The organism is Vibrio sp. C8, assembly GCF_054051265.1.
Genome location: NZ_JBPAOE010000011.1, coordinates 355,053 through 373,395 on the forward strand (window position 1 = coordinate 355,053; position 18,343 = coordinate 373,395).

The following is an 18,343-nucleotide window of genomic DNA, read 5'->3' on the forward strand; positions in this document are numbered from 1 at the left end:
TAGTCAATGATTGAGCACAGTCAATAGGAGAATGGTATAAAAATGCATACTTTTATAAGCAAATCACTTTTGAGATATCCCCAATTCATTTGATGTCAGTCGTGAAACTAGTATTCGCGCTAGTTATGATTGACTCAGTTTGGGACTTTAAACCAAATAGTGTTACATAAAGGTGACGAGTTTTTGAACGTTTAGAATAAACTCGTTTGTTAATAGCAATGTTTTATTTGCAGCGATACAATTGCTGCATTAGTCTCTAAGTAAGGATTGTTTTTCACCTTCACTGACAGCGCCTTAGTTATCAAAAGTGATGACATAGTAAGAGAAGAGACATTTTTAAGAGAAACACTCCTAAATACGGCCATCATGAGTAAAAACTTCGAATGGGTAACTCCAGACTCAGATCTACTGGAGCGAGAAAAAACAGCAACAAAACCACCGTCGATGTATAACGTTATACTGAACAATGACGACTACACACCGATGGATTTTGTAATAGAAATCCTTGAACGCTTCTTCTCTATGGACATAGAAAAAGCGACACAAGTGATGCTCAGAGTTCATTATGAAGGGAAAGCAATTTGTGGCACGTTTACTGCTGAAGTTGCAGAAACGAAAGTCGCTCAGGTGACAATGTACGCACGGGAAAACGAGCATCCACTGCTTTGTACGATGGAAAAAGCGTAACATTTGCAGATGTGGTTGTTCTTTAAGGAGGCCTTATGCTTAACAAAGAACTAGAGTCTAGTCTAAATGGCGCGTTCGCTCGAGCGCGAGACAAAAGACATGAATTCATGACCGTCGAGCACCTCCTACTTGCATTGTTAGAAAACGATGCAGCGAAGGAAGCATTATTGGCCTGTCAGGCAGATGTTGACGTTTTGCGTCGAGAGCTTGACGTATTTATTGATCAGACAACCCCTCTCATCCCAGATAACGACGAAACACGTGAAACTCAGCCAACGCTCAGCTTTCAACGTGTATTACAACGTGCTGTGTTCCACGTTCAATCATCTGGTCGCAGTGAAGTCACTGGTGCAAACGTACTGGTTGCTATTTTTAGCGAACAGGAATCTCACGCAGCTTATCTATTGAAAAAGAACGATATTAGTCGATTGGATATCGTTAACTACATTTCTCATGGCATAACCAAAGCATCCAGTTCAAGTGAAGATCCATCTTCTGATTCGTTTGGTACGGAGAGTTCTGACGAATCTCCATCTGAAGAAAGACTAGAAAGTTTTGCAACGAACTTGAATCAGCTAGCGGGACAAGGTCAAATCGATCCTCTGATTGGTCGTGACAAAGAACTCGAACGTACGATTCAAGTGCTATGCCGACGTCGCAAGAATAATCCATTGTTGGTCGGTGAGGCTGGTGTAGGTAAAACCGCTATAGCGGAAGGTTTAGCTTGGAGAATTGTTGAAGGACAAGTACCGGAAGTAATCCAAGACAGTGTTATCTACTCTCTGGATATCGGCTCACTACTTGCGGGTACAAAATACCGTGGTGACTTTGAGAAACGTTTTAAAACGATTCTTAAACAGCTTGAAAAAGAGAAAGATGCGATCCTCTTTATTGATGAAATTCATACCATCATTGGCGCTGGTGCTGCATCTGGTGGTCAAGTTGACGCTGCGAACTTAATTAAACCTCTGCTAAGTAGCGGTAAGTTGCGTTGTATTGGCTCAACTACTTATCAAGAGTACAGCAACATTTTTGAGAAAGAGCGTGCGCTTTCACGTCGATTCCAAAAAATTGACGTTGTAGAACCGTCATTAGATGACACCACCAAAATTTTGATGGGTTTGAAACCAAAATACGAAGCACACCACGATGTGCGATACACCAATAAAGCACTTCGTGCTGCGGTTGAATTGTCTGCGAAATATATCAATGAACGTCACTTACCGGACAAAGCGATTGATGTTATCGACGAAGCCGGTGCTCGTGTTCGTTTGATGCCAGCCAGCAAACGTAAGAAAACAGTCGGTGTGGCTGAGATTGAGTCTATGGTTGCAAAAATGGCTCGTATCCCAGAGAAATCCGTTTCTTCTTCGGACAAAGATATTCTGAAAAATCTAGACCAGAAAATGAAGATGCTGGTGTTTGGTCAGGATAATGCGATTGATGTGTTAACCGAATCCATCAAGCTGACTCGTGCCGGTTTAGGCGCGGATAATCGTCCTGTCGGTTCATTTTTGTTTGCTGGCCCAACGGGCGTAGGTAAAACAGAAGTGACTGTTCAACTCTCTAAACTGTTGGGAATTGAACTACTCCGATTCGATATGTCTGAATACGGCGAGCGTCATTCAGTGAGCCGTTTGATCGGTGCTCCTCCTGGCTATGTTGGTTATGACCAAGGTGGTTTGTTAACGGATGCTGTGATTAAGAACCCACACTCGGTTGTGCTTTTGGACGAAATTGAAAAAGCACACCCTGATATCTTTAACTTGCTATTGCAAGTGATGGATAATGGCACGCTAACTGATAACAACGGTCGTAAAGCGGATTTCCGTAACATCATCTTAGTGATGACAACAAACGCTGGTGTGGCTGAAACAGTGAAGAAATCTATTGGTTTGATTCAGCAAGATAACAGCCATGATGCAATGTCGGAAATCAAGAAAGTGTTCACGCCAGAATTCCGTAACCGTTTAGACCATACTATTTGGTTTAACAGTTTAGATGAAAGTGTGATTCACCAAGTAGTTGATAAGTTCATTGTAGAGCTGCAAGTACAATTGGATGCTCGTGGTGTATCTCTTGAAGTTTCAGAAGATGCTCGTCATTGGTTAGCTCTGAAAGGCTATGACCGCGAAATGGGTGCACGCCCAATGGGACGTGTAATTCAAGATCAGTTGAAGAAACCGCTGGCTAATGAACTGCTGTTTGGAGCATTGGTTGATGGCGGAACTGTGAAGGTAGCTCTGAAAGATGATCATCTTGTCTTTGAATACTTAGGTGCCAAAGAAGAAGTTCTGCATTGAAAACTTAACAGTGTATAAGTAGCAGTCAAAAAGCGAATCTTTAAGATGTAATACCCGTCAGATTAAGTAATCTGGCGGGTATTTTTTCTTGCAGCTAATATGTAATTTCTGATTTATGGGGATTTGAAGTAGTTACCTCGGAGATATATGTATATTCTTCATCGCAAGCGTTTCCGACTAACAATTTATAGGTTTTTGAGTATTTAAAATAAGCTGAATTTGTGAAGCAAATCTAAAAAAAAAGAGCGTTGATTTTATGTTTGTGAATGCTGTATTTAAAACTTTAGTTTTGGATAAAATATTCACATTTTATAAATTAGTGGTAATCTTGCACCAATATACACATATAGAATTTCTATTGAATTCTACTGCAAGTTATCAATAAGCCTTTATATGAAAAAAGTTCTAGTTATTTCTTACTCTCAAAGTGGCCAGCTTTCTAAGTTTGTTGAATCATCGACGACACCTCTTTGCCAAAGTGATGACATACATGTTGATTATCACATTTTGGAACCAGTTAAACCTTACCCATATCCATGGTCTTTTTATCCTTTTTTTGACGCATTTCCAGAAGCAATTTATATGAATGGTTGTGAGTTAAAAACCGCTTCAAATTTAGCTGATGAGTATGATTTAGTTATTATCGCCTATACAGTCTGGTTTTTGGCTCCTGCTATTCCAATTACGGGTTTTTTAAAAACAGAGCAAGCTAAACAGCTATTAAAAGATAAACCCGTAGTTACTCTTATTGCTTGTCGTGATATGTGGGTTATGGCTCAAGAGAAAATGAAAGCTTTAATAACTGAGTGTGGTGGACATTTGATTGATAATGCGGTTTTAACCGATCAAAGTGGCACTATTTACTCATTTATCACTACGCCTCGTTGGTTGCTAACAGGTAAAAAAGATCCTTTTTGGATATTTCCAGCGGCGGGAGTGAGCGAACAAGATATTAAAGACAGTGCTCGGTTTGGTGAACGCTTAGCTATGGCATTAGCGCAGGATTTGGAAAAAGAGAAAAAACCCCTCTTGACTAATTTGGATGCAGTTAAAGTTAACGGTAAGTTAATTAGTTCCGAAAAAATAGCCACTCGTTCGTTTATGATTTGGGGAAAGCTAATTCAATTATCGGGAAAGCCGGGCGCTTTATCACGTAAAGTGATCATTACTGTTTATGTGTTGTTTTTAGTTGCAATGATTCTTACTCTGGTTCCAATTAATTTACTTGCTAAGAAGCTTATTTCCCCCTTGATGAAAGACTCGATTGATAAAAGTATTAAATACTATGAAAAACCCTCCGGACGATAAAATGAATAAAAAAGTATATATAAACGATGTCCAAGCTTTTTTGCCGAATGAGGCGGTAAGCAACAAGCAGATAGAAAGCGTTTTAGGACAAGTTGGCGATCGTCCATCAAGAGCTAAAAATCTTATACTACGTTCTAATCAAATTAAGCAGCGTTATTATGCGATTGATCCAGAGACAGGCTGTACAACACATACGAATGCACAACTCACTGCTGAAGCAATTAAACGGCTTAACTCAGATTTTTTTGATATCAAAGAAATTGAGCTTCTTGCTTGTGGTACCACTATCGCAGACCAACTGTTACCCAACCATGCGTTAATGGTGCATGGTGAACTTGCTGTCCCAAGTTGCGAAGTGGTCGCCTTGGCGGGGATCTGCTTAGCAGGAACAATGTCACTTAAGTATGGTTATATGTCTATATTAAGTGGTCAAAGTAACAATGCAGTTGTAACCGGTTCCGAAAATGCTTCGGCTATGATGAGAGCGAGTCAATTTGAAGCGGAAGTATCCAGTAAGGTAGAAGAGCTAGAACGTCAACCTGAAATAGCGTTTGAAAAAGACTTTTTGCGTTGGATGCTAAGTGATGGCGCCGGCGCGGCGCTGCTTAGCAATGAAAAAAATAACCATGGCATTTCGCTCGAAATAGAGTGGATTGAGCAGAAGTCCTACGCTAATGAGTTGGATACTTGTATGTATGCAGGGGCTGAAAAATTAGAAGATGGCAGTTTAAAAGGGTGGAGAGAATATTCTGCTCAGTCGTGGTTAGACAAATCGGTTTTTTCCGTAAAACAAGACGTAAAGCAATTAAACGAAAACATTGTGGAATATACAGTGACACGTCCGCTCAGAGATCTTGTTGCCAGTGGCAAAGTGAATTCTGATGGGGTTACTTACTTCCTACCTCATTATTCTTCTGGTTATTTCCGCGACCGATTGTATCAAGGCATGTTAGAGGCTAATTGTGATATCCCACAAGATCGTTGGTTTACGAACTTATCGACCAAAGGGAATACAGGCTCTGCGTCTATCTATATTATTTTGGAAGAGCTCTTTCATTCAAAACAGTTAAAAGTGGGTGACACATTGTTGTGTTACGTACCAGAAAGCGGACGTTTTTCTACGGCCTTTATGCAGCTTAAGGTGGTGTAATGGAAGCGAATAAGGTACCTCAAGACCAGTCTTCTACTTACGCCAATAACGCTAAAGCTTTGTATGCCACCAGTGAGTCTGGGGAATATGGTGTCGTGGCATCGTCGGGGTGGGAAGCTGAAGAGTTGGTGACCAAACAAGCGCTCAATGAATTTGAGCGTCAGGCGATTGCAGCTTATAAGCTGGTTGAAAGAGGAGAGAAGTCTCCCTTGTATTACCATATGTATGCTCGACGTATGGATCTTCTGGTTTTGGCTCAGTCAGTAGGTTGGTTTCAATGGCGGGTTAAACGGCATATGAAACCTACAGTTTTTGCCAAGCTTCCAATTAAAAAGTTGAATGCATACAGTGAGGCGTTGGGGATCAGCGTTGAACAATTGTCCATCTTGCCAGAGCTCAATGTTGAGGAAAACGATCATGAGTAGTAATGAGTTTTCTCACAAACACTATGCGCACTGCGAAAGTGGAGTCATGTCATCGATATTGACCCATCATGGACTGCCTTTATCTGAGCCAATGGTGTTTGGTCTATCCAGTGCACTTACTTTTGCTTATCTTCCGTTTGTTAAGCTAAGCGGAATGCCTTTAATCGCCTATCGCTCTATGCCTAAATCAATCATAAAAGGCGTGCAAAAAGCATTGGGGGTGAAAATGAAAGTAGAGACATTTTCCAAACCAGTGCAAGGTACGAAAAGGCTCGATTCGTTATTGGCTGACGGAAAAATTGTAGGTGCGCAAACCTCTGTGTTTTGGCTTCCTTATTTTCCAGAGGAGATGCGGTTCCATTTTAACGCTCATAACCTTGTAGTTGTGGGTAAAGAAGACAGTACTTATACCATTAGCGATCCGGTGTTCGAACATCTTGTTTCCTCCGATGAAACGGCATTGCAAAAAGCCCGCTTTGTTAAGGGCGTTATGGCACCTAAAGGTGCTCTCTATTATCCGACTTATGTACCCTCATCACTTGATTACCCTGAGATAATCAAAAAGAGTATCAAAAAAACCGCCAAATCCATGTTGAAAACACCAGTACCTATTGCGGGACTTAAGGGCATGTATTTTCTGGCGAAACATATTCGAGCGCTAGAGAACAAAGACGAGCATTACGCCAAATTGTTTTTAGGTCATATCATTCGTATGCAGGAAGAAATTGGTACGGGAGGGGCAGGGTTCCGATATATATACGCGTCATTTCTGCAAGAATCTGCGGCACTTATTGATAATCAAGCTTTGGAAAAGGCATCAAAAGATATGACGGCAATAGGTGATGAATGGCGAGAATTTGCGTTATTGATTGCTAAAGCTATTCGTCCGAGAAATAAGCAAGCAATTGATTATTCTATGATTGCATCCAAACTAGAATCCATTGCAGGTCAAGAACAAAAGCTTTATCAATCACTTCTGAGAGCCTTTTAATGATCCAAATAGAGGCACTAACCAAGTCATACAATGAAGTTAAAGCGTTAGACAATTTATCATTAGTTATTCCTTCCAACGCTATCTTTGGTTTACTTGGGCCGAACGGGGCAGGGAAAACCACACTCATGTCTATATTGAATGGCTTATTAACTTATGACGCGGGTAGCGTGACTTTCTTCGGGATGCCTTTGGCACAAAACCTGAAGGAAATCCGTGAACGTTGTTCGTTGATACCTCAAAGTCTTGCGTTTTATGAACACTTGTCCGTGAAAGAGAATTTGAGATTTTTCGCTGGTATCCAGGGGATTAAAGGTGAACGTTTTCATCAAAACTTTGAATATGCCATCGAAACAAATCGCTTGTCTTCAATGCTGACGAGAAAGGCATCAACTTTGTCCGGCGGGCAGAAGCGTCGACTGAATATTGCAATTGGCCTGTTGAATAACCCTGACATTCTGTTTTTTGACGAACCGACGGTCGGTATCGACCCTGAGTCACGTAATGAGATTTTGGACAGTATTAAAGCCTACGCCAATGACAATAAAACGATTGTCTATACCTCTCATTACATGCCTGAAATTGAGAAGATCTGCGATGAAGTTGCGATTATCAACGCAGGAAAAATAATCAAGCAGGGAACCATTGATGAGATGGTTAACAATCATGAGGCGCAACAAGTAGTCGTTGAACTCTATCCTCAGACTCAATCTATCGAAGGTCTTTTTGAGGCACAACCTATGGTGCAAGTGATCAATAACGAAACCCTGTTGCTCAATACCACAGAGGCTTCAGTGATTACTCAGGTTCTTAACTCGCTGGAAGCAAATCAACGCAAAGTCAAAAATATTCGTTATGGAACAACAACTTTAGAATCGATGTTTATTCAGCTAACGTCTAAGGATCGTAACGATGTTTAAGGCGATGCTTACGAAAGAGTTTTTACTAATAGGTCGCGATAAACATGCTTTAGCGGCACTGTTTATTATGCCGGCAGTGTTTATCTTGATTATGTCTATCGCCTTAAAAGATGTTATGAATGACGATAAATCTCTTATGAGTTATATCGTGATAGATAGAGACCAGACTCATGCCAGCCAAACATTAGTAGAGGAATTGGCAGACACGCCTTCTTTCTCACAACTGGATTACAGTGAAGAGACGTACCTATCCCCTGAAGAGGAAGGTGTTCAGTTTATCGTCGATATTCCTGAAGGCTTTGAAAATGACCTATCAGATATTAAGTTGACGGTTGCCGCTGATACTTCTCCATCACTGTTAAGCATTTTTAAAAGTCAGATGTCACTGATTGTGATGAAAAATCAGTTAGACATCATGAGTTCAGCTATTCAAAAGCAGTTTGGTTCCCGCGGCGGGCGAGAAGTTAAGTCTTTTAACGATGATTTTATTGAAGTGAATTATGCCAAGTTTGCACAAAATGAAAAACCAACGTCAACACAGCAAAGTGTGCCTTCTTGGATAGTCTTCGGTTTATTTTTCGTCATCATTCCGATGTCCACCATCTTTATCAATGAGAAAAAGCAAAACACATTAAGACGGCTTTTGACGATGAATGTCAGCATTCTTAATTTGTTTGCTGGGAAAATCATTCCCTATATGTTGATTAACCAAGTTCAGGTATGGCTAATGATTGGGGTCGGTATGTTCGTCGTTCCTTATTTCGGTGCGGCACCATTAACGATTTCCGGTTCTGTCTTTGGATTGATATTGGTCTCTTTAGCGTTAAGCATCTCTGCTATTGGTCTGTCGATTTTAATTGCGACTTCGGTAGACAGTGTGGAGCAAGCAACAACCATAGGCGGGATAATTAATATTCTTCTAGGCGCTATCGGCGGAGTTATGGTGCCAAAGGTTGTGATGCCTGAATCGATGCAAACATTGAGCAACATCTCTCCGATGTCATGGGGGCTAGAAGGCTTCTTAGATATTTTTCTGCGTAGTGGTGGAGTGCGAGACATCATTCCAGAAGCTATCGCTTTGACTCTGTTTGGTTTGATATCTCTTAGCCTTGCGGCTGTTATATTTACATTTAAAAAAAGGAAAGAAGCATGAGAGGCTCTTTGGATAATGAATTCAAATTAAAACTAAAAACAATGATTCTTGAAGAGTGCGACCGTGATGACATTGATGCGAATGAACTGTCTGATGACGTAATGCTATTTTCCCCAGAGTGTGAACTTGAGTTTGACTCCGTTGACGGATTACAGATCTCTATGCTGCTTCAACGACACTTTAACTTGCGTTTAGTTGACCCGAAAGAGTTCCGCCGTGTGGTCACGACGGTCAATCATCTTGCCGATCACCTGCAACCGGAATAGTTTCATGATCACAATTTTAGCGGGAGAAGTTCTTTGTGCTTTGGGCGATAAACACCAGCAAGTAAAAGCGTTACAGAACGGTGAGTTTTTCGTTCAGAGTAAAGCCATTCAGGTATTCGACCAAAAACGAACGATTCCTTACTATGCGATACTTAGCGAAGGAAAGTTCGATGCGTTGTTCGACCCTGTTCCATATTTAACTGCATTAATCGATTCGATTTTCGAGCAGTGCGCAATTGACCCTAGTCAGCGCTCGCGATGTGGTTTGTTCGTCGGCTGTGCTTCCAATGATCTATCTTTGTCTGTTCCCCTTGGAGAAAGCATCGAGCAGCAAGAAACACTATCCATTGCAAAGCAGAGAGTTGGAAACGGGAGATATGCTGAACGACTAAGTGAGCATTTTGGATTAAATGATTTTAGCCTCACATACAATACAGCCTGTACTTCAAGTTCAAATGCAATTTTAGATGCCGCCACTATGCTTGAGAGTCAAATACTCGATTACGCTTTAGTGGTCGGGATTGAAACTTTTGCTGACCACTCTGCGGAGGGGTTTGTCTCTATGCAACTTTTGGCGACTGAAAGTTGTAAGCCGTTTGATTTGACCAGAGATGGTTTGATACTAGGGGAGTCATTAAGTGTGATTCTCATGAGCCGTAGTGATATCAAGGCATCTCCTTGGCACTTTCTTGGCGGGGATGGTCGTTGTGAAACTCACAGTGTCACAGGTGTTAATCCTGATGGTTCTGGTGTTGCGAAAGTAATTCAACAAGCTTTGGATAATGCGTGTGTGTCGTGTCAGGATATTCGTGCCATTAAGGCGCACGGCACAGCGAGTTATTTGAGTGATTTAGCCGAAATTAATGGTATGAGGTCAGTGTTTAAGGTAGCTCCTCCGTTTTTCTCTCTGAAGCCTTATATAGGCCATACGTTAGGGAGTTGTGGAACGAGCGAATTAGTGTTGATGATGAATGCCATTGACCATGGTTTTATTCCACAAACGCCCAACTTTTCAACTACTGACCCTGAAATGAACTGGTCTCCCACTCAGGAGTCTATTCCATGCCAACAAGGTGCCTTTTTGATCAATTGCTTTGGTTTTGGCGGAAATAACAATGTTTTCGTGATTGAAAAAGAGGAGGCATGATGTATATCCACCAAGTCTCTTCATTTTATGTTCATCGGGATCCTTCTGTTGATATTAAGCAAGAATGCAAGAAAGTTGCTTCGAGTTATATCCGTAGAACGGACCGATTTATTCAACTGGGAATATTGGGCGTATCGGGTATCCAAGATTTATCCACGAATACTGCTCTATATCTGGTTTCTGGCCAGGGTGATTTGTCCGTCTTTTGCCGTTCATGTGAGCAGCGATATATTGAAAAAACACCGCCTAAGCCAGTCGATTTTATTAACTCATTAAGCAACACCGCTGGTTTTTACATTAGTAAATTTCTGGGTTTAGATAGCTCGAATTTGAATTTATCACACCAAGGTTTTGTGGTTGAGAACGCATTGCGACTTTCAGACGTTAAATTAAGTTTGAAGCGAGAATCGCAGATTTTGCTTGGTGGAATTGATGAACTGCCGAGCGAGTCCAGTTCTCCTCATTGCTACTTAAACCTCAATGATGACGTGAAAATTGGCGAAGGCTCGAACTGGTTGCTATTGAGCAAAGAGGAAAGCAATGCATTAGCTCAAGTTGTACATGTGTCAGAGATGATGGATTACAAAGGTTTCACAAGATATTTAGAATCTATAGTAGAACATAGCTATGTTGCGATGAGTGACAGAATGGATGAGTTGTCGCGAGCGAAAATAATGGCGTGCGACTATCTTGAATTGTTTGATGTAGCTAGTGATTTCTATGAAACGAATATGCTCTATACTATAAATCGATTTGTTGAAGTCAGGCTAAGTAAATTGCATTTTATCAATCACTTAGATGGGAAGTATTGTGTCACGGTGATAAGTACAGAATTTTAGTTGTAAAGAATCGAGAACGAAATAAAAGGGAAGCATTTGCTTCCCTTTTAGTCTTTTACGCATGAAATATTTCGACAATTGAACCATGCGCTTTTTAATTCTTTAGAACAGCAACAAAAAACGGAGCCCTAAGCTCCGCTTTTTGTTGCATTCGAAAATCAGAGATTAACGAGCACGGAAGACGATGCGGCCTTTTGATAGGTCGTATGGAGTCATCTCAACAGTAACTTTGTCACCCGTTAGAATACGAATGTAGTTTTTACGCATTTTACCAGAGATGTGAGCCGTTACTACGTGACCGTTTTCAAGCTCAACACGGAACATTGTGTTTGGAAGAGTATCAAGGACAGTACCTTGCATCTCAATTACGTCTTCTTTAGCCATTTAATCCTCTTTAGAAATGTGGCGCAAATCAACGGCCTATCGTGCCGATGATTGTTAAACAAGTTAAGTTGGGGCGTATTCTACCCTTGCCAACGCTGATTTACTAGCCTTTGATGGCGTTGGAAGCGCACTTTATAGTTCATAGAAGGGCATTCGTCGATTTGATAACCTAAATAAAGCCACTGTTTACGGCTTTTTTTGCAATATTCCAGCTGAATTAAAATGGCCAGAGTGCCAATAGATAGTGGGGATTCTGGGTCAAAAAAAGTATAAAACGCACTCGCACTATTAGGCAGAATATCTGTTACTGCAACCGCGATGAGCTGATTTTTTTCATAAATATGAAGAAATTGGGTGTTCAGCCATTGTGAATGAGCAAACTTATCAAATTCATCTTTCTGCGGAGGATACATGGTGCCATCACGATGGCGAGCCTTAATATACTTAGCGTAGAGAGAGAACCAGTTTTCATCTAACTTGGGTTTCAGTTCCCAAGTCAGATGCTGTTTTATCTTGTTGATTAATCGCTTCTGACTTTTCGAAGGGGAAAAACCAGGAACAGAAATACGCAAAGCATTACAAGCGCTACATGTATCGCAATGAGGTTTGTAAATTGTATCGCCACTTCGGCGAAAACCATTGGCGAGAAGAATTTCATAATTTTCGTCAGACTGCATATTGCTATCGAGTGCGACAGCAACACGTTCCATGCGGTCTTTGAGATAACTGCAAGGATGATTGTTTGTCAGGCCAATTCTAATTTGGTGTATATCAGAACTCACACTTTACTCCTAAACAGACTCAGATTCATCTGTAATGCTAATACTGAGCCACTGGCGTTTGAAACACGCTTCTTTTATTGCTTTATCTCTAAAAGATAGCAATGAATTTATAAATTCGTCACGTGGCAATTCAAATGCGCCTAATGAAGCGAGATGTGGGTTCATTACTTGGCAGTCGATGAGCTGCCCACCGTGTTTTGCAAAGTGGTGACAGAAATACCATAAGGCAATTTTTGAAGCATTGGTTTGCGTACTGAACATAGATTCACCGCAAAAAATCTGCCCCATCTGAATGCCGTATAAGCCACCGACAAGCTGTTCCTTCTGCCATACTTCAATAGAGTGGCATTTGCCAAGATCTGCCAGTTCACCATAGGCTTCGCGCATTTCGGCATGAATCCAAGTTTGTTCTGGCGAGCGAGTTGCCGCACACATTTCAATGACTTGTTTAGTCGCATGATTGATGCTGACCAAATATTGTTGCTTACGCTGATATTTTTTCACACTTTTGGCGGGTTTGAATGTCTTAGGATCAAACACTGCTCGCGGAGATGGGCTCCACCATAAAATGGGTTCACCGGGACCATACCAAGGAAAAATACCATTTTTATAGGCGTTATAAACTCTATTTGGGTTGAGATCTCCCCCAAAAGCGAGCAAGCCGTTTGGGTCTTCTAATGCTTCATAAGGTGAAGGGAAGCCGTAATCATTAGCAGACAGCTCTGGAAGATAAATCGTCATCGAAACCCCAGTTTTGATTAGGAGAGAAAATGAAAAAGTGGATTTGGATCATATTGATTTTTCCGTTGTTTGCCAATGCTGGTTATCAACGTAACCAAGCCAGACCCGTAAACGAAGTCGTTTTTGGAACGATAGAAAGCGTTCGCTACATTTCTCAACAAGATATTGTTCAGTCGAAAGCAAACGGCTGGGAAACCCTGCTAGGCGCTGTGGTTGGTGGTGTGATTGGCAATCAGTTTGGCGATGGTCATGGGCGCGAAGTAGCCACAGCAGTAGGTGCCATTGCTGGAGGAAGTATCGCGCATAATAATGCGAATCGAACCTACAGCATTGAGTATCGCTTAGTGGAACTTTTGATAGAAACGAAAGACGGAAAATGGATTGACGTTATACAAGATGTTGACGCTCAAATGCTGTTCAGCAAAAAAGATAAAGTGCGAATTTTATACTTTGCCGATGGTGTTCGTGTGGACAAAGAAATGTGATGACTAAAAATTCACGACGACTAAAGATTTAGGCTAGTTTTCACGGTTGAATTTAGTTAGTCTGCCAGTACGAAGAATTTTACATCGCTCCAGATAAAAAGAGATATGAGGGCGGTGCAAGGAAACACAGCATTAATGGAAAGCCTTACGTTACAACCCATTCAAAAAATCAGTGGAGAAGTGAATCTCCCAGGTTCGAAAAGTGTATCAAACCGCGCCTTGTTGTTGGCTGCTTTAGCCAAAGGGACAACGCGACTGACCAATTTGCTCGACAGTGACGATATTCGCCATATGTTGAACGCACTTACCAAACTCGGTGTTCAGTATCAATTATCTGACGACAAAACAGTGTGTGAAGTTGAAGGCCTGGGTAAGCCGTTTACCGCAGTTCAGGCCCAAGAGCTGTTTTTGGGTAATGCAGGTACAGCAATGCGTCCATTAGCTGCAGCATTGTGTTTAGGCTCGGGCGACTATGTACTGACTGGCGAACCTCGAATGAAGGAACGCCCAATTGGTCATTTAGTGGATGCCTTGCGTCAAGCTGGTGCTGATATTGAATATCTTGAAAATGAAAATTTTCCGCCACTACGCATTAAAGGCACTGGTTTAGCGTCAGGTACGGTAGAAATTGATGGTTCAATTTCAAGCCAGTTTTTGACCGCATTCTTGATGTCAGCCCCGCTTGCAAAAGGCGATATCACAATCAAAATTATTGGTGAATTGGTTTCTAAACCCTATATCGATATCACTCTGCATATCATGGAAGAGTTTGGTGTTCAGGTTGAAAACCATGATTACCAAGAGTTTGTTGTTCGTGCTGGCCAAAACTATGTGTCACCGGGTAACTTCTTGGTTGAGGGCGATGCCTCTTCTGCGTCTTACTTTCTTGCTGCTGCGGCAATTAAAGGTGGTGAGATTAAAGTAACGGGTATTGGGAAAAACAGTATTCAAGGGGATATTCAATTTGCTGATGCGCTTGAGAAAATGGGCGCAGAAATTGAGTGGGGCGACGATTACGTTATCTCTCGTCGCGGTGAACTCAATGCTGTTGATCTTGATTTCAACCATATTCCTGATGCGGCGATGACCATTGCAACAACCGCTCTTTTTGCCAAAGGTACAACAGCGATCCGTAATGTGTATAACTGGCGTGTGAAAGAGACTGACCGTCTTTCCGCTATGGCGACAGAACTGCGTAAAGTTGGCGCAGAAGTGGAAGAGGGTGAGGACTACATCATTATCACTCCTCCAGCTAAGCTAACTCACGCGGCGATTGACACTTATGACGACCACCGTATGGCTATGTGTTTCTCGCTGGTAGCGCTAAGTGATACACCAGTGACAATTAATGACCCGAAATGTACATCAAAAACTTTCCCGGATTATTTTGAGAAATTTGCAAATCTGAGTCATTAACCTGTTGAAATAAAAGCCTCAAATGAGGCTTTTATTATTTTTCGACACTGAACTCTTTTGACAGCTGATGAGCTAGGTATTTAAACATATTAAATACCGCCGTAGTCTTCTCGGTTGGTAAGCCATTTTCGTCTAGAAAATAGTTGCCTTTAAAAACTAAAACGTCGTCTTTTTCTTCAACACTGTCTGCTCTTAAACCTTCGAAGTACTGCTCGTGATCTTGAATTAATTGGTTCGCAATTAGTAGCAGTTCAAACTCACTGACGGTTTTTTTGTCATTCATTAATGTGTTACCTCATAAAACGAAATCTGAAACTGAATTAACACTGGCAATTAAATTGCCTTGGTAGGCGGTTGTCAACTCAATGCACTGTTTGAGTATTTCTCTGGCAGTGTAATGTTACTTGTGGTCAATTCCATGATCGAAAACAGAAATGGTAAGATTTGTGCAATTGCCACTTTTGTGATTTGCTCCATATTTAATTCGTTTACAGTCGCGTCTGGTAATAAGCCATTCTAGTATGTGCGGGTTTTTGAACGTAGAAGCACAATTCGTCGATTTGTCGAGCAAATAAAAAGGATTTTAAAAAAACAAGTTGATCTTCTTGTTGTTCGGCTCGATAGTAAAAAAAGAAGCAACCTTGTAGAGCGCCGTTTGATTGAGCGTTTTCATAGTGATTAAGGGCATTTGAGTCAAATTATGGGTAAATCACTCGTTATAGTGGAATCACCAGCCAAGGCGAAAACAATTAATAAATACCTTGGTAAAGACTTCATTGTTAAGTCTAGTGTCGGTCATGTCCGCGATCTACCAACTGCAGGTCAAAGTACTGCAACAACCGCTGCTAAGAAAGCTGCTGCGGTATCAAAAGATTTAAGCGTAGAAGAAAAAGCTCGCCTTAAAAAAGAAAAAGAACGCAGCTCCCTAATTAAAAAAATGGGTATAGATCCTTATCATGGTTGGGAAGCGAATTACCAAATTCTGCCAGGTAAAGAAAAAGTTGTAGCAGAGCTACAGAAGCTTGCGAAAGATGCAGACCACGTCTATCTCGCAACCGATTTGGACCGCGAGGGAGAGGCTATCGCTTGGCACCTTCGTGAGATCATCGGTGGCGATGAAGAGCGATACAAACGTGTAGTCTTTAACGAAATTACTAAGAATGCGATCCAACAAGCTTTCCAAAAACCTGGAGACTTGAACATGGATGGCGTAAATGCTCAGCAAGCACGCCGCTTTATGGACCGTGTTGTTGGCTTTATGGTTTCTCCACTGTTGTGGAAAAAAGTCGCTCGTGGCCTATCTGCTGGCCGTGTGCAGTCTGTCGCTGTAAAGTTACTTGTAGAGCGTGAACGTGCGATTAAAGCATTTGTTCCTGAAGAGTTTTGGGATATTCACGCGGATACAACAACGCCAGCTAAAGAAGCGTTCCGCCTTCAAGTTGCTCAGAAAGATGGCGAAGCTTTCAGGCCTACCAATGAAACGGATGCCATGGCGTCTGTGGCTGCGTTACAAAAAGCCGTTTATGAAGTCTGTAAGCGTGAAGACCGCCCAACCAGCAGCAAAGCAAGCGCTCCGTTCATTACATCTACACTTCAACAAGCAGCAAGTACGCGCTTAGGCTACGGTGTTAAGAAGACCATGATGTTAGCTCAGCGTCTCTATGAGGCTGGTTACATCACGTATATGCGTACTGACTCAACTAATTTGAGTTCAGAGGCTGTGGATGCGGTTCGCGAATACATCAATTCTGAGTTTGGTGCTGATTATTTACCTGCAAAAGCGAAAGTTTACGGTAGCAAAGAGGGTGCACAAGAGGCGCACGAAGCTATTCGTCCTTCCAGTGTAGAGGTGAAAGCTGACGACCTTGAAGGTATGGAAGCGGACGCTCATAAACTTTACGCACTGATTTGGAACCAGTTTGTGGCTTGTCAGATGACCGATGCCAAATACGATTCAACAACAGTCAGTGTGAAAGCGGCTGAATACACGTTGAAAGCGAAAGGCCGTATTCTGAAGTTCGATGGTTGGACTCGTGTTCAACGTCCACTCGGTAAGAATGAAGACCAAATTCTTCCGGCAGTGAAAGTCGGTGATAAGCTTTCACTTGAGAAGTTGGATCCAAGACAGCAATTTACCAAACCGCCAGCTCGATATACGGAAGCGGCTCTGGTTAAAGAACTTGAGAAACGTGGTATTGGTCGTCCGTCGACTTACGCTTCAATCATCTCAACGATTCAAGACCGTGGTTATGTAAAAGTTGACCAACGTCGTTTCTATGCCGAGAAAATGGGCGAAATCGTTACTGACCGTCTAGACGAAAGTTTCGATGATCTAATGAACTACGATTTCACTGCGCGTATGGAAGAGAAGCTGGACCAAATTGCCGTTGGTGAAACCAGTTGGAAAGAGGTTCTAGATAGCTTCTTTAACGATTTCAGTACAGATTTGGAAAAAGCAGAGCAAGATGAAGATCATGGCGGTATGAAACCAAATCATATCGTTGAAACCAGTATTCTTTGTCCAACCTGTTCACGCCCGATGGGAATCCGTACCGCATCAACAGGTGTGTTCCTAGGCTGTTCTGGTTATGCATTGCCACCGAAAGAGCGTTGTAAGACAACGATCAACCTTGGTGACGAAGAAGGCATTATCAACGTATTAGAAGAAGACGTTGAAACGGCCGCTCTTCGTGCGAAGAAACGTTGCCCTATTTGTGAAACGGCAATGGATGCGTACCTAATTGATGACAAGCGTAAGATGCACGTTTGTGGTAATAACCCGAACTGTGATGGTTACATTGTCGAAGAAGGCGAGTTCAAGGTTAAAGGTTACGATGGACCTGTTGTTGAGTGTGATAAATGTGGCTCAGACATGGTGCTTAAAAATGGTCGATTCGGTAAGTACATGGGTTGTACTAACGAGGAGTGTAAAAACACTCGTAAGATTCTTCGTAACGGTGAAGTCGCTCCACCAAAAGAAGAGCCTGTACATTTTCCTGAACTACCATGCGAAAACTCAGACGCGTATTTTGTGCTTCGTGATGGTGCATCGGGTCTGTTTTTTGCGGCAAGTAACTTCCCTAAATCTCGCGAAACTCGTGCGCCATTAGTTGAAGAGCTGGCTAAGTACAAAGAGCGTCTTCCAGAGAAGTTCCGCTATTTAGCAACAGCGCCAGCAAAAGATCCGGATGGCCGCCCAGCAGTTGTACGTTTTAGCCGTAAGAGTAAAGAACACTATGTGCGTACTGAGAACGATGGTAAGCCATCAGGCTGGACCGCGCTTTACATTGATGGCAAATGGGACATTACGGATAAGCGTAAAAAATCCTAATTGAATCTAGGATTT

Annotated in this window: 18 protein-coding genes; 14 read left to right on the forward strand and 4 right to left on the reverse strand. The window is 41.9% G+C overall.

Annotated features, from left to right (window positions below):
- Positions 1-366 precede the first annotated feature (366 nt).
- The 11 genes from clpS (at position 367) to ACRQQK_RS07690 (ending at position 11,189) form a co-directional block, all read left to right on the forward strand.
- A complete protein-coding gene (gene clpS, locus ACRQQK_RS07640; RefSeq protein ID WP_042482186.1) occupies positions 367-687 on the forward strand; it encodes an ATP-dependent Clp protease adapter ClpS in 321 nt (106 codons plus the stop codon).
- Positions 688-722: 35 nt separating this feature from the next.
- Entirely contained in the window at positions 723-2,990 is a 2,268-nt protein-coding gene (clpA, locus tag ACRQQK_RS07645; protein WP_457510694.1) for an ATP-dependent Clp protease ATP-binding subunit ClpA, read from the forward strand.
- Between the two features lie 393 nt (positions 2,991-3,383).
- A complete protein-coding gene (locus ACRQQK_RS07650; protein WP_457510695.1) occupies positions 3,384-4,298 on the forward strand; it encodes a dialkylrecorsinol condensing enzyme in 915 nt (304 codons plus the stop codon).
- A gap of 1 nt (position 4,299) precedes the next feature.
- Complete coding sequence (locus ACRQQK_RS07655) at positions 4,300-5,448, forward strand: beta-ketoacyl-ACP synthase III (RefSeq protein ID WP_457510696.1); 1,149 nt, start codon at positions 4,300-4,302, stop codon at positions 5,446-5,448.
- On the forward strand, positions 5,448-5,873 hold the full coding sequence (locus ACRQQK_RS07660) for a hypothetical protein (RefSeq protein WP_457510697.1): 426 nt from the start codon (positions 5,448-5,450) through the stop codon (positions 5,871-5,873). The genes ACRQQK_RS07655 and ACRQQK_RS07660 overlap by 1 nt, the downstream gene beginning before the upstream one ends.
- Complete coding sequence (locus tag ACRQQK_RS07665) at positions 5,866-6,864, forward strand: BtrH N-terminal domain-containing protein (RefSeq protein ID WP_457510698.1); 999 nt, start codon at positions 5,866-5,868, stop codon at positions 6,862-6,864. Before ACRQQK_RS07660 ends, ACRQQK_RS07665 begins: the two co-directional genes overlap by 8 nt.
- Positions 6,864-7,784 carry an ABC transporter ATP-binding protein gene (locus tag ACRQQK_RS07670; protein WP_457510699.1) on the forward strand — a complete coding sequence of 307 codons (921 nt, stop codon included), beginning with the start codon at positions 6,864-6,866 and terminating at the stop codon, positions 7,782-7,784. Before ACRQQK_RS07665 ends, ACRQQK_RS07670 begins: the two co-directional genes overlap by 1 nt.
- Positions 7,777-8,937, forward strand: a complete 1,161-nt coding sequence (locus ACRQQK_RS07675) for an ABC transporter permease (protein WP_457510700.1) — start codon at positions 7,777-7,779, stop codon at positions 8,935-8,937. Before ACRQQK_RS07670 ends, ACRQQK_RS07675 begins: the two co-directional genes overlap by 8 nt.
- Positions 8,934-9,203, forward strand: a complete 270-nt coding sequence (locus tag ACRQQK_RS07680) for an acyl carrier protein (protein WP_457510701.1) — start codon at positions 8,934-8,936, stop codon at positions 9,201-9,203. The genes ACRQQK_RS07675 and ACRQQK_RS07680 overlap by 4 nt, the downstream gene beginning before the upstream one ends.
- A gap of 4 nt (positions 9,204-9,207) precedes the next feature.
- Complete coding sequence (locus tag ACRQQK_RS07685; RefSeq protein ID WP_457510702.1) at positions 9,208-10,350, forward strand: beta-ketoacyl synthase N-terminal-like domain-containing protein; 1,143 nt, start codon at positions 9,208-9,210, stop codon at positions 10,348-10,350.
- Positions 10,350-11,189, forward strand: coding sequence for a hypothetical protein (locus ACRQQK_RS07690; protein ID WP_457510703.1), 840 nt, complete (start codon positions 10,350-10,352; stop codon positions 11,187-11,189). Before ACRQQK_RS07685 ends, ACRQQK_RS07690 begins: the two co-directional genes overlap by 1 nt.
- 165 nt (positions 11,190-11,354) lie before the next feature.
- On the opposite strand, the gene infA is transcribed toward ACRQQK_RS07690, so the two are convergent.
- From infA to aat, 3 genes are all read right to left on the reverse strand, one after another.
- Positions 11,355-11,573 carry a translation initiation factor IF-1 gene (gene infA, locus ACRQQK_RS07695; protein WP_001040192.1) on the reverse strand — a complete coding sequence of 73 codons (219 nt, stop codon included), beginning with the start codon at positions 11,571-11,573 and terminating at the stop codon, positions 11,355-11,357.
- 80 nt (positions 11,574-11,653) lie between these two features.
- A complete protein-coding gene (locus tag ACRQQK_RS07700; protein ID WP_457510704.1) occupies positions 11,654-12,355 on the reverse strand; it encodes an arginyltransferase in 702 nt (233 codons plus the stop codon).
- 9 nt (positions 12,356-12,364) lie between these two features.
- Positions 12,365-13,096, reverse strand: a complete 732-nt coding sequence (gene aat / locus ACRQQK_RS07705; RefSeq protein WP_457510705.1) for a leucyl/phenylalanyl-tRNA--protein transferase — start codon at positions 13,094-13,096, stop codon at positions 12,365-12,367.
- A 29-nt stretch (positions 13,097-13,125) separates the two neighbouring features.
- Between aat and ACRQQK_RS07710 the strand changes: the two genes are divergently transcribed.
- Positions 13,126-13,581 carry a glycine zipper 2TM domain-containing protein gene (locus ACRQQK_RS07710; RefSeq protein ID WP_457510706.1) on the forward strand — a complete coding sequence of 152 codons (456 nt, stop codon included), beginning with the start codon at positions 13,126-13,128 and terminating at the stop codon, positions 13,579-13,581.
- A gap of 135 nt (positions 13,582-13,716) precedes the next feature.
- Positions 13,717-14,997 (forward strand): 3-phosphoshikimate 1-carboxyvinyltransferase, encoded by a 1,281-nt coding sequence (gene aroA, locus ACRQQK_RS07715; protein ID WP_457510707.1) that lies wholly within the window; start codon positions 13,717-13,719, stop codon positions 14,995-14,997.
- Positions 14,998-15,031: 34 nt separating this feature from the next.
- Here aroA and ACRQQK_RS07720 read toward each other — a convergent pair whose 3' ends face one another.
- Positions 15,032-15,280, reverse strand: coding sequence for a YciN family protein (locus ACRQQK_RS07720; protein ID WP_457510708.1), 249 nt, complete (start codon positions 15,278-15,280; stop codon positions 15,032-15,034).
- A gap of 417 nt (positions 15,281-15,697) precedes the next feature.
- Between ACRQQK_RS07720 and topA the strand changes: the two genes are divergently transcribed.
- Positions 15,698-18,328: a type I DNA topoisomerase gene (gene topA, locus ACRQQK_RS07725; RefSeq protein WP_457510709.1), complete on the forward strand. Its 2,631-nt coding sequence runs from the start codon at positions 15,698-15,700 to the stop codon at positions 18,326-18,328.
- The last annotated feature ends 15 nt before the right edge of the window (positions 18,329-18,343 follow it).

Coding starts and splice junctions, on each gene's coding strand:
- clpS (WP_042482186.1), top strand. CDS start 367: ATGAGTAAAAACTTCGAATGGGTAACTCCAGACTCAGATCTACTGGAG.
- ACRQQK_RS07710 (WP_457510706.1), top strand. CDS start 13,126: ATGAAAAAGTGGATTTGGATCATATTGATTTTTCCGTTGTTTGCCAAT.
- ACRQQK_RS07670 (WP_457510699.1), top strand. CDS start 6,864: ATGATCCAAATAGAGGCACTAACCAAGTCATACAATGAAGTTAAAGCG.
- topA (WP_457510709.1), top strand. CDS start 15,698: ATGGGTAAATCACTCGTTATAGTGGAATCACCAGCCAAGGCGAAAACA.
- ACRQQK_RS07690 (WP_457510703.1), top strand. CDS start 10,350: ATGTATATCCACCAAGTCTCTTCATTTTATGTTCATCGGGATCCTTCT.
- ACRQQK_RS07665 (WP_457510698.1), top strand. CDS start 5,866: ATGAGTAGTAATGAGTTTTCTCACAAACACTATGCGCACTGCGAAAGT.
- ACRQQK_RS07650 (WP_457510695.1), top strand. CDS start 3,384: ATGAAAAAAGTTCTAGTTATTTCTTACTCTCAAAGTGGCCAGCTTTCT.
- ACRQQK_RS07685 (WP_457510702.1), top strand. CDS start 9,208: ATGATCACAATTTTAGCGGGAGAAGTTCTTTGTGCTTTGGGCGATAAA.
- clpA (WP_457510694.1), top strand. CDS start 723: ATGCTTAACAAAGAACTAGAGTCTAGTCTAAATGGCGCGTTCGCTCGA.
- ACRQQK_RS07675 (WP_457510700.1), top strand. CDS start 7,777: ATGTTTAAGGCGATGCTTACGAAAGAGTTTTTACTAATAGGTCGCGAT.
- aroA (WP_457510707.1), top strand. CDS start 13,717: ATGGAAAGCCTTACGTTACAACCCATTCAAAAAATCAGTGGAGAAGTG.
- ACRQQK_RS07660 (WP_457510697.1), top strand. CDS start 5,448: ATGGAAGCGAATAAGGTACCTCAAGACCAGTCTTCTACTTACGCCAAT.
- infA (WP_001040192.1), bottom strand. CDS start 11,573: ATGGCTAAAGAAGACGTAATTGAGATGCAAGGTACTGTCCTTGATACT.
- ACRQQK_RS07655 (WP_457510696.1), top strand. CDS start 4,300: ATGAATAAAAAAGTATATATAAACGATGTCCAAGCTTTTTTGCCGAAT.
- ACRQQK_RS07680 (WP_457510701.1), top strand. CDS start 8,934: ATGAGAGGCTCTTTGGATAATGAATTCAAATTAAAACTAAAAACAATG.
- ACRQQK_RS07720 (WP_457510708.1), bottom strand. CDS start 15,280: ATGAATGACAAAAAAACCGTCAGTGAGTTTGAACTGCTACTAATTGCG.
- aat (WP_457510705.1), bottom strand. CDS start 13,096: ATGACGATTTATCTTCCAGAGCTGTCTGCTAATGATTACGGCTTCCCT.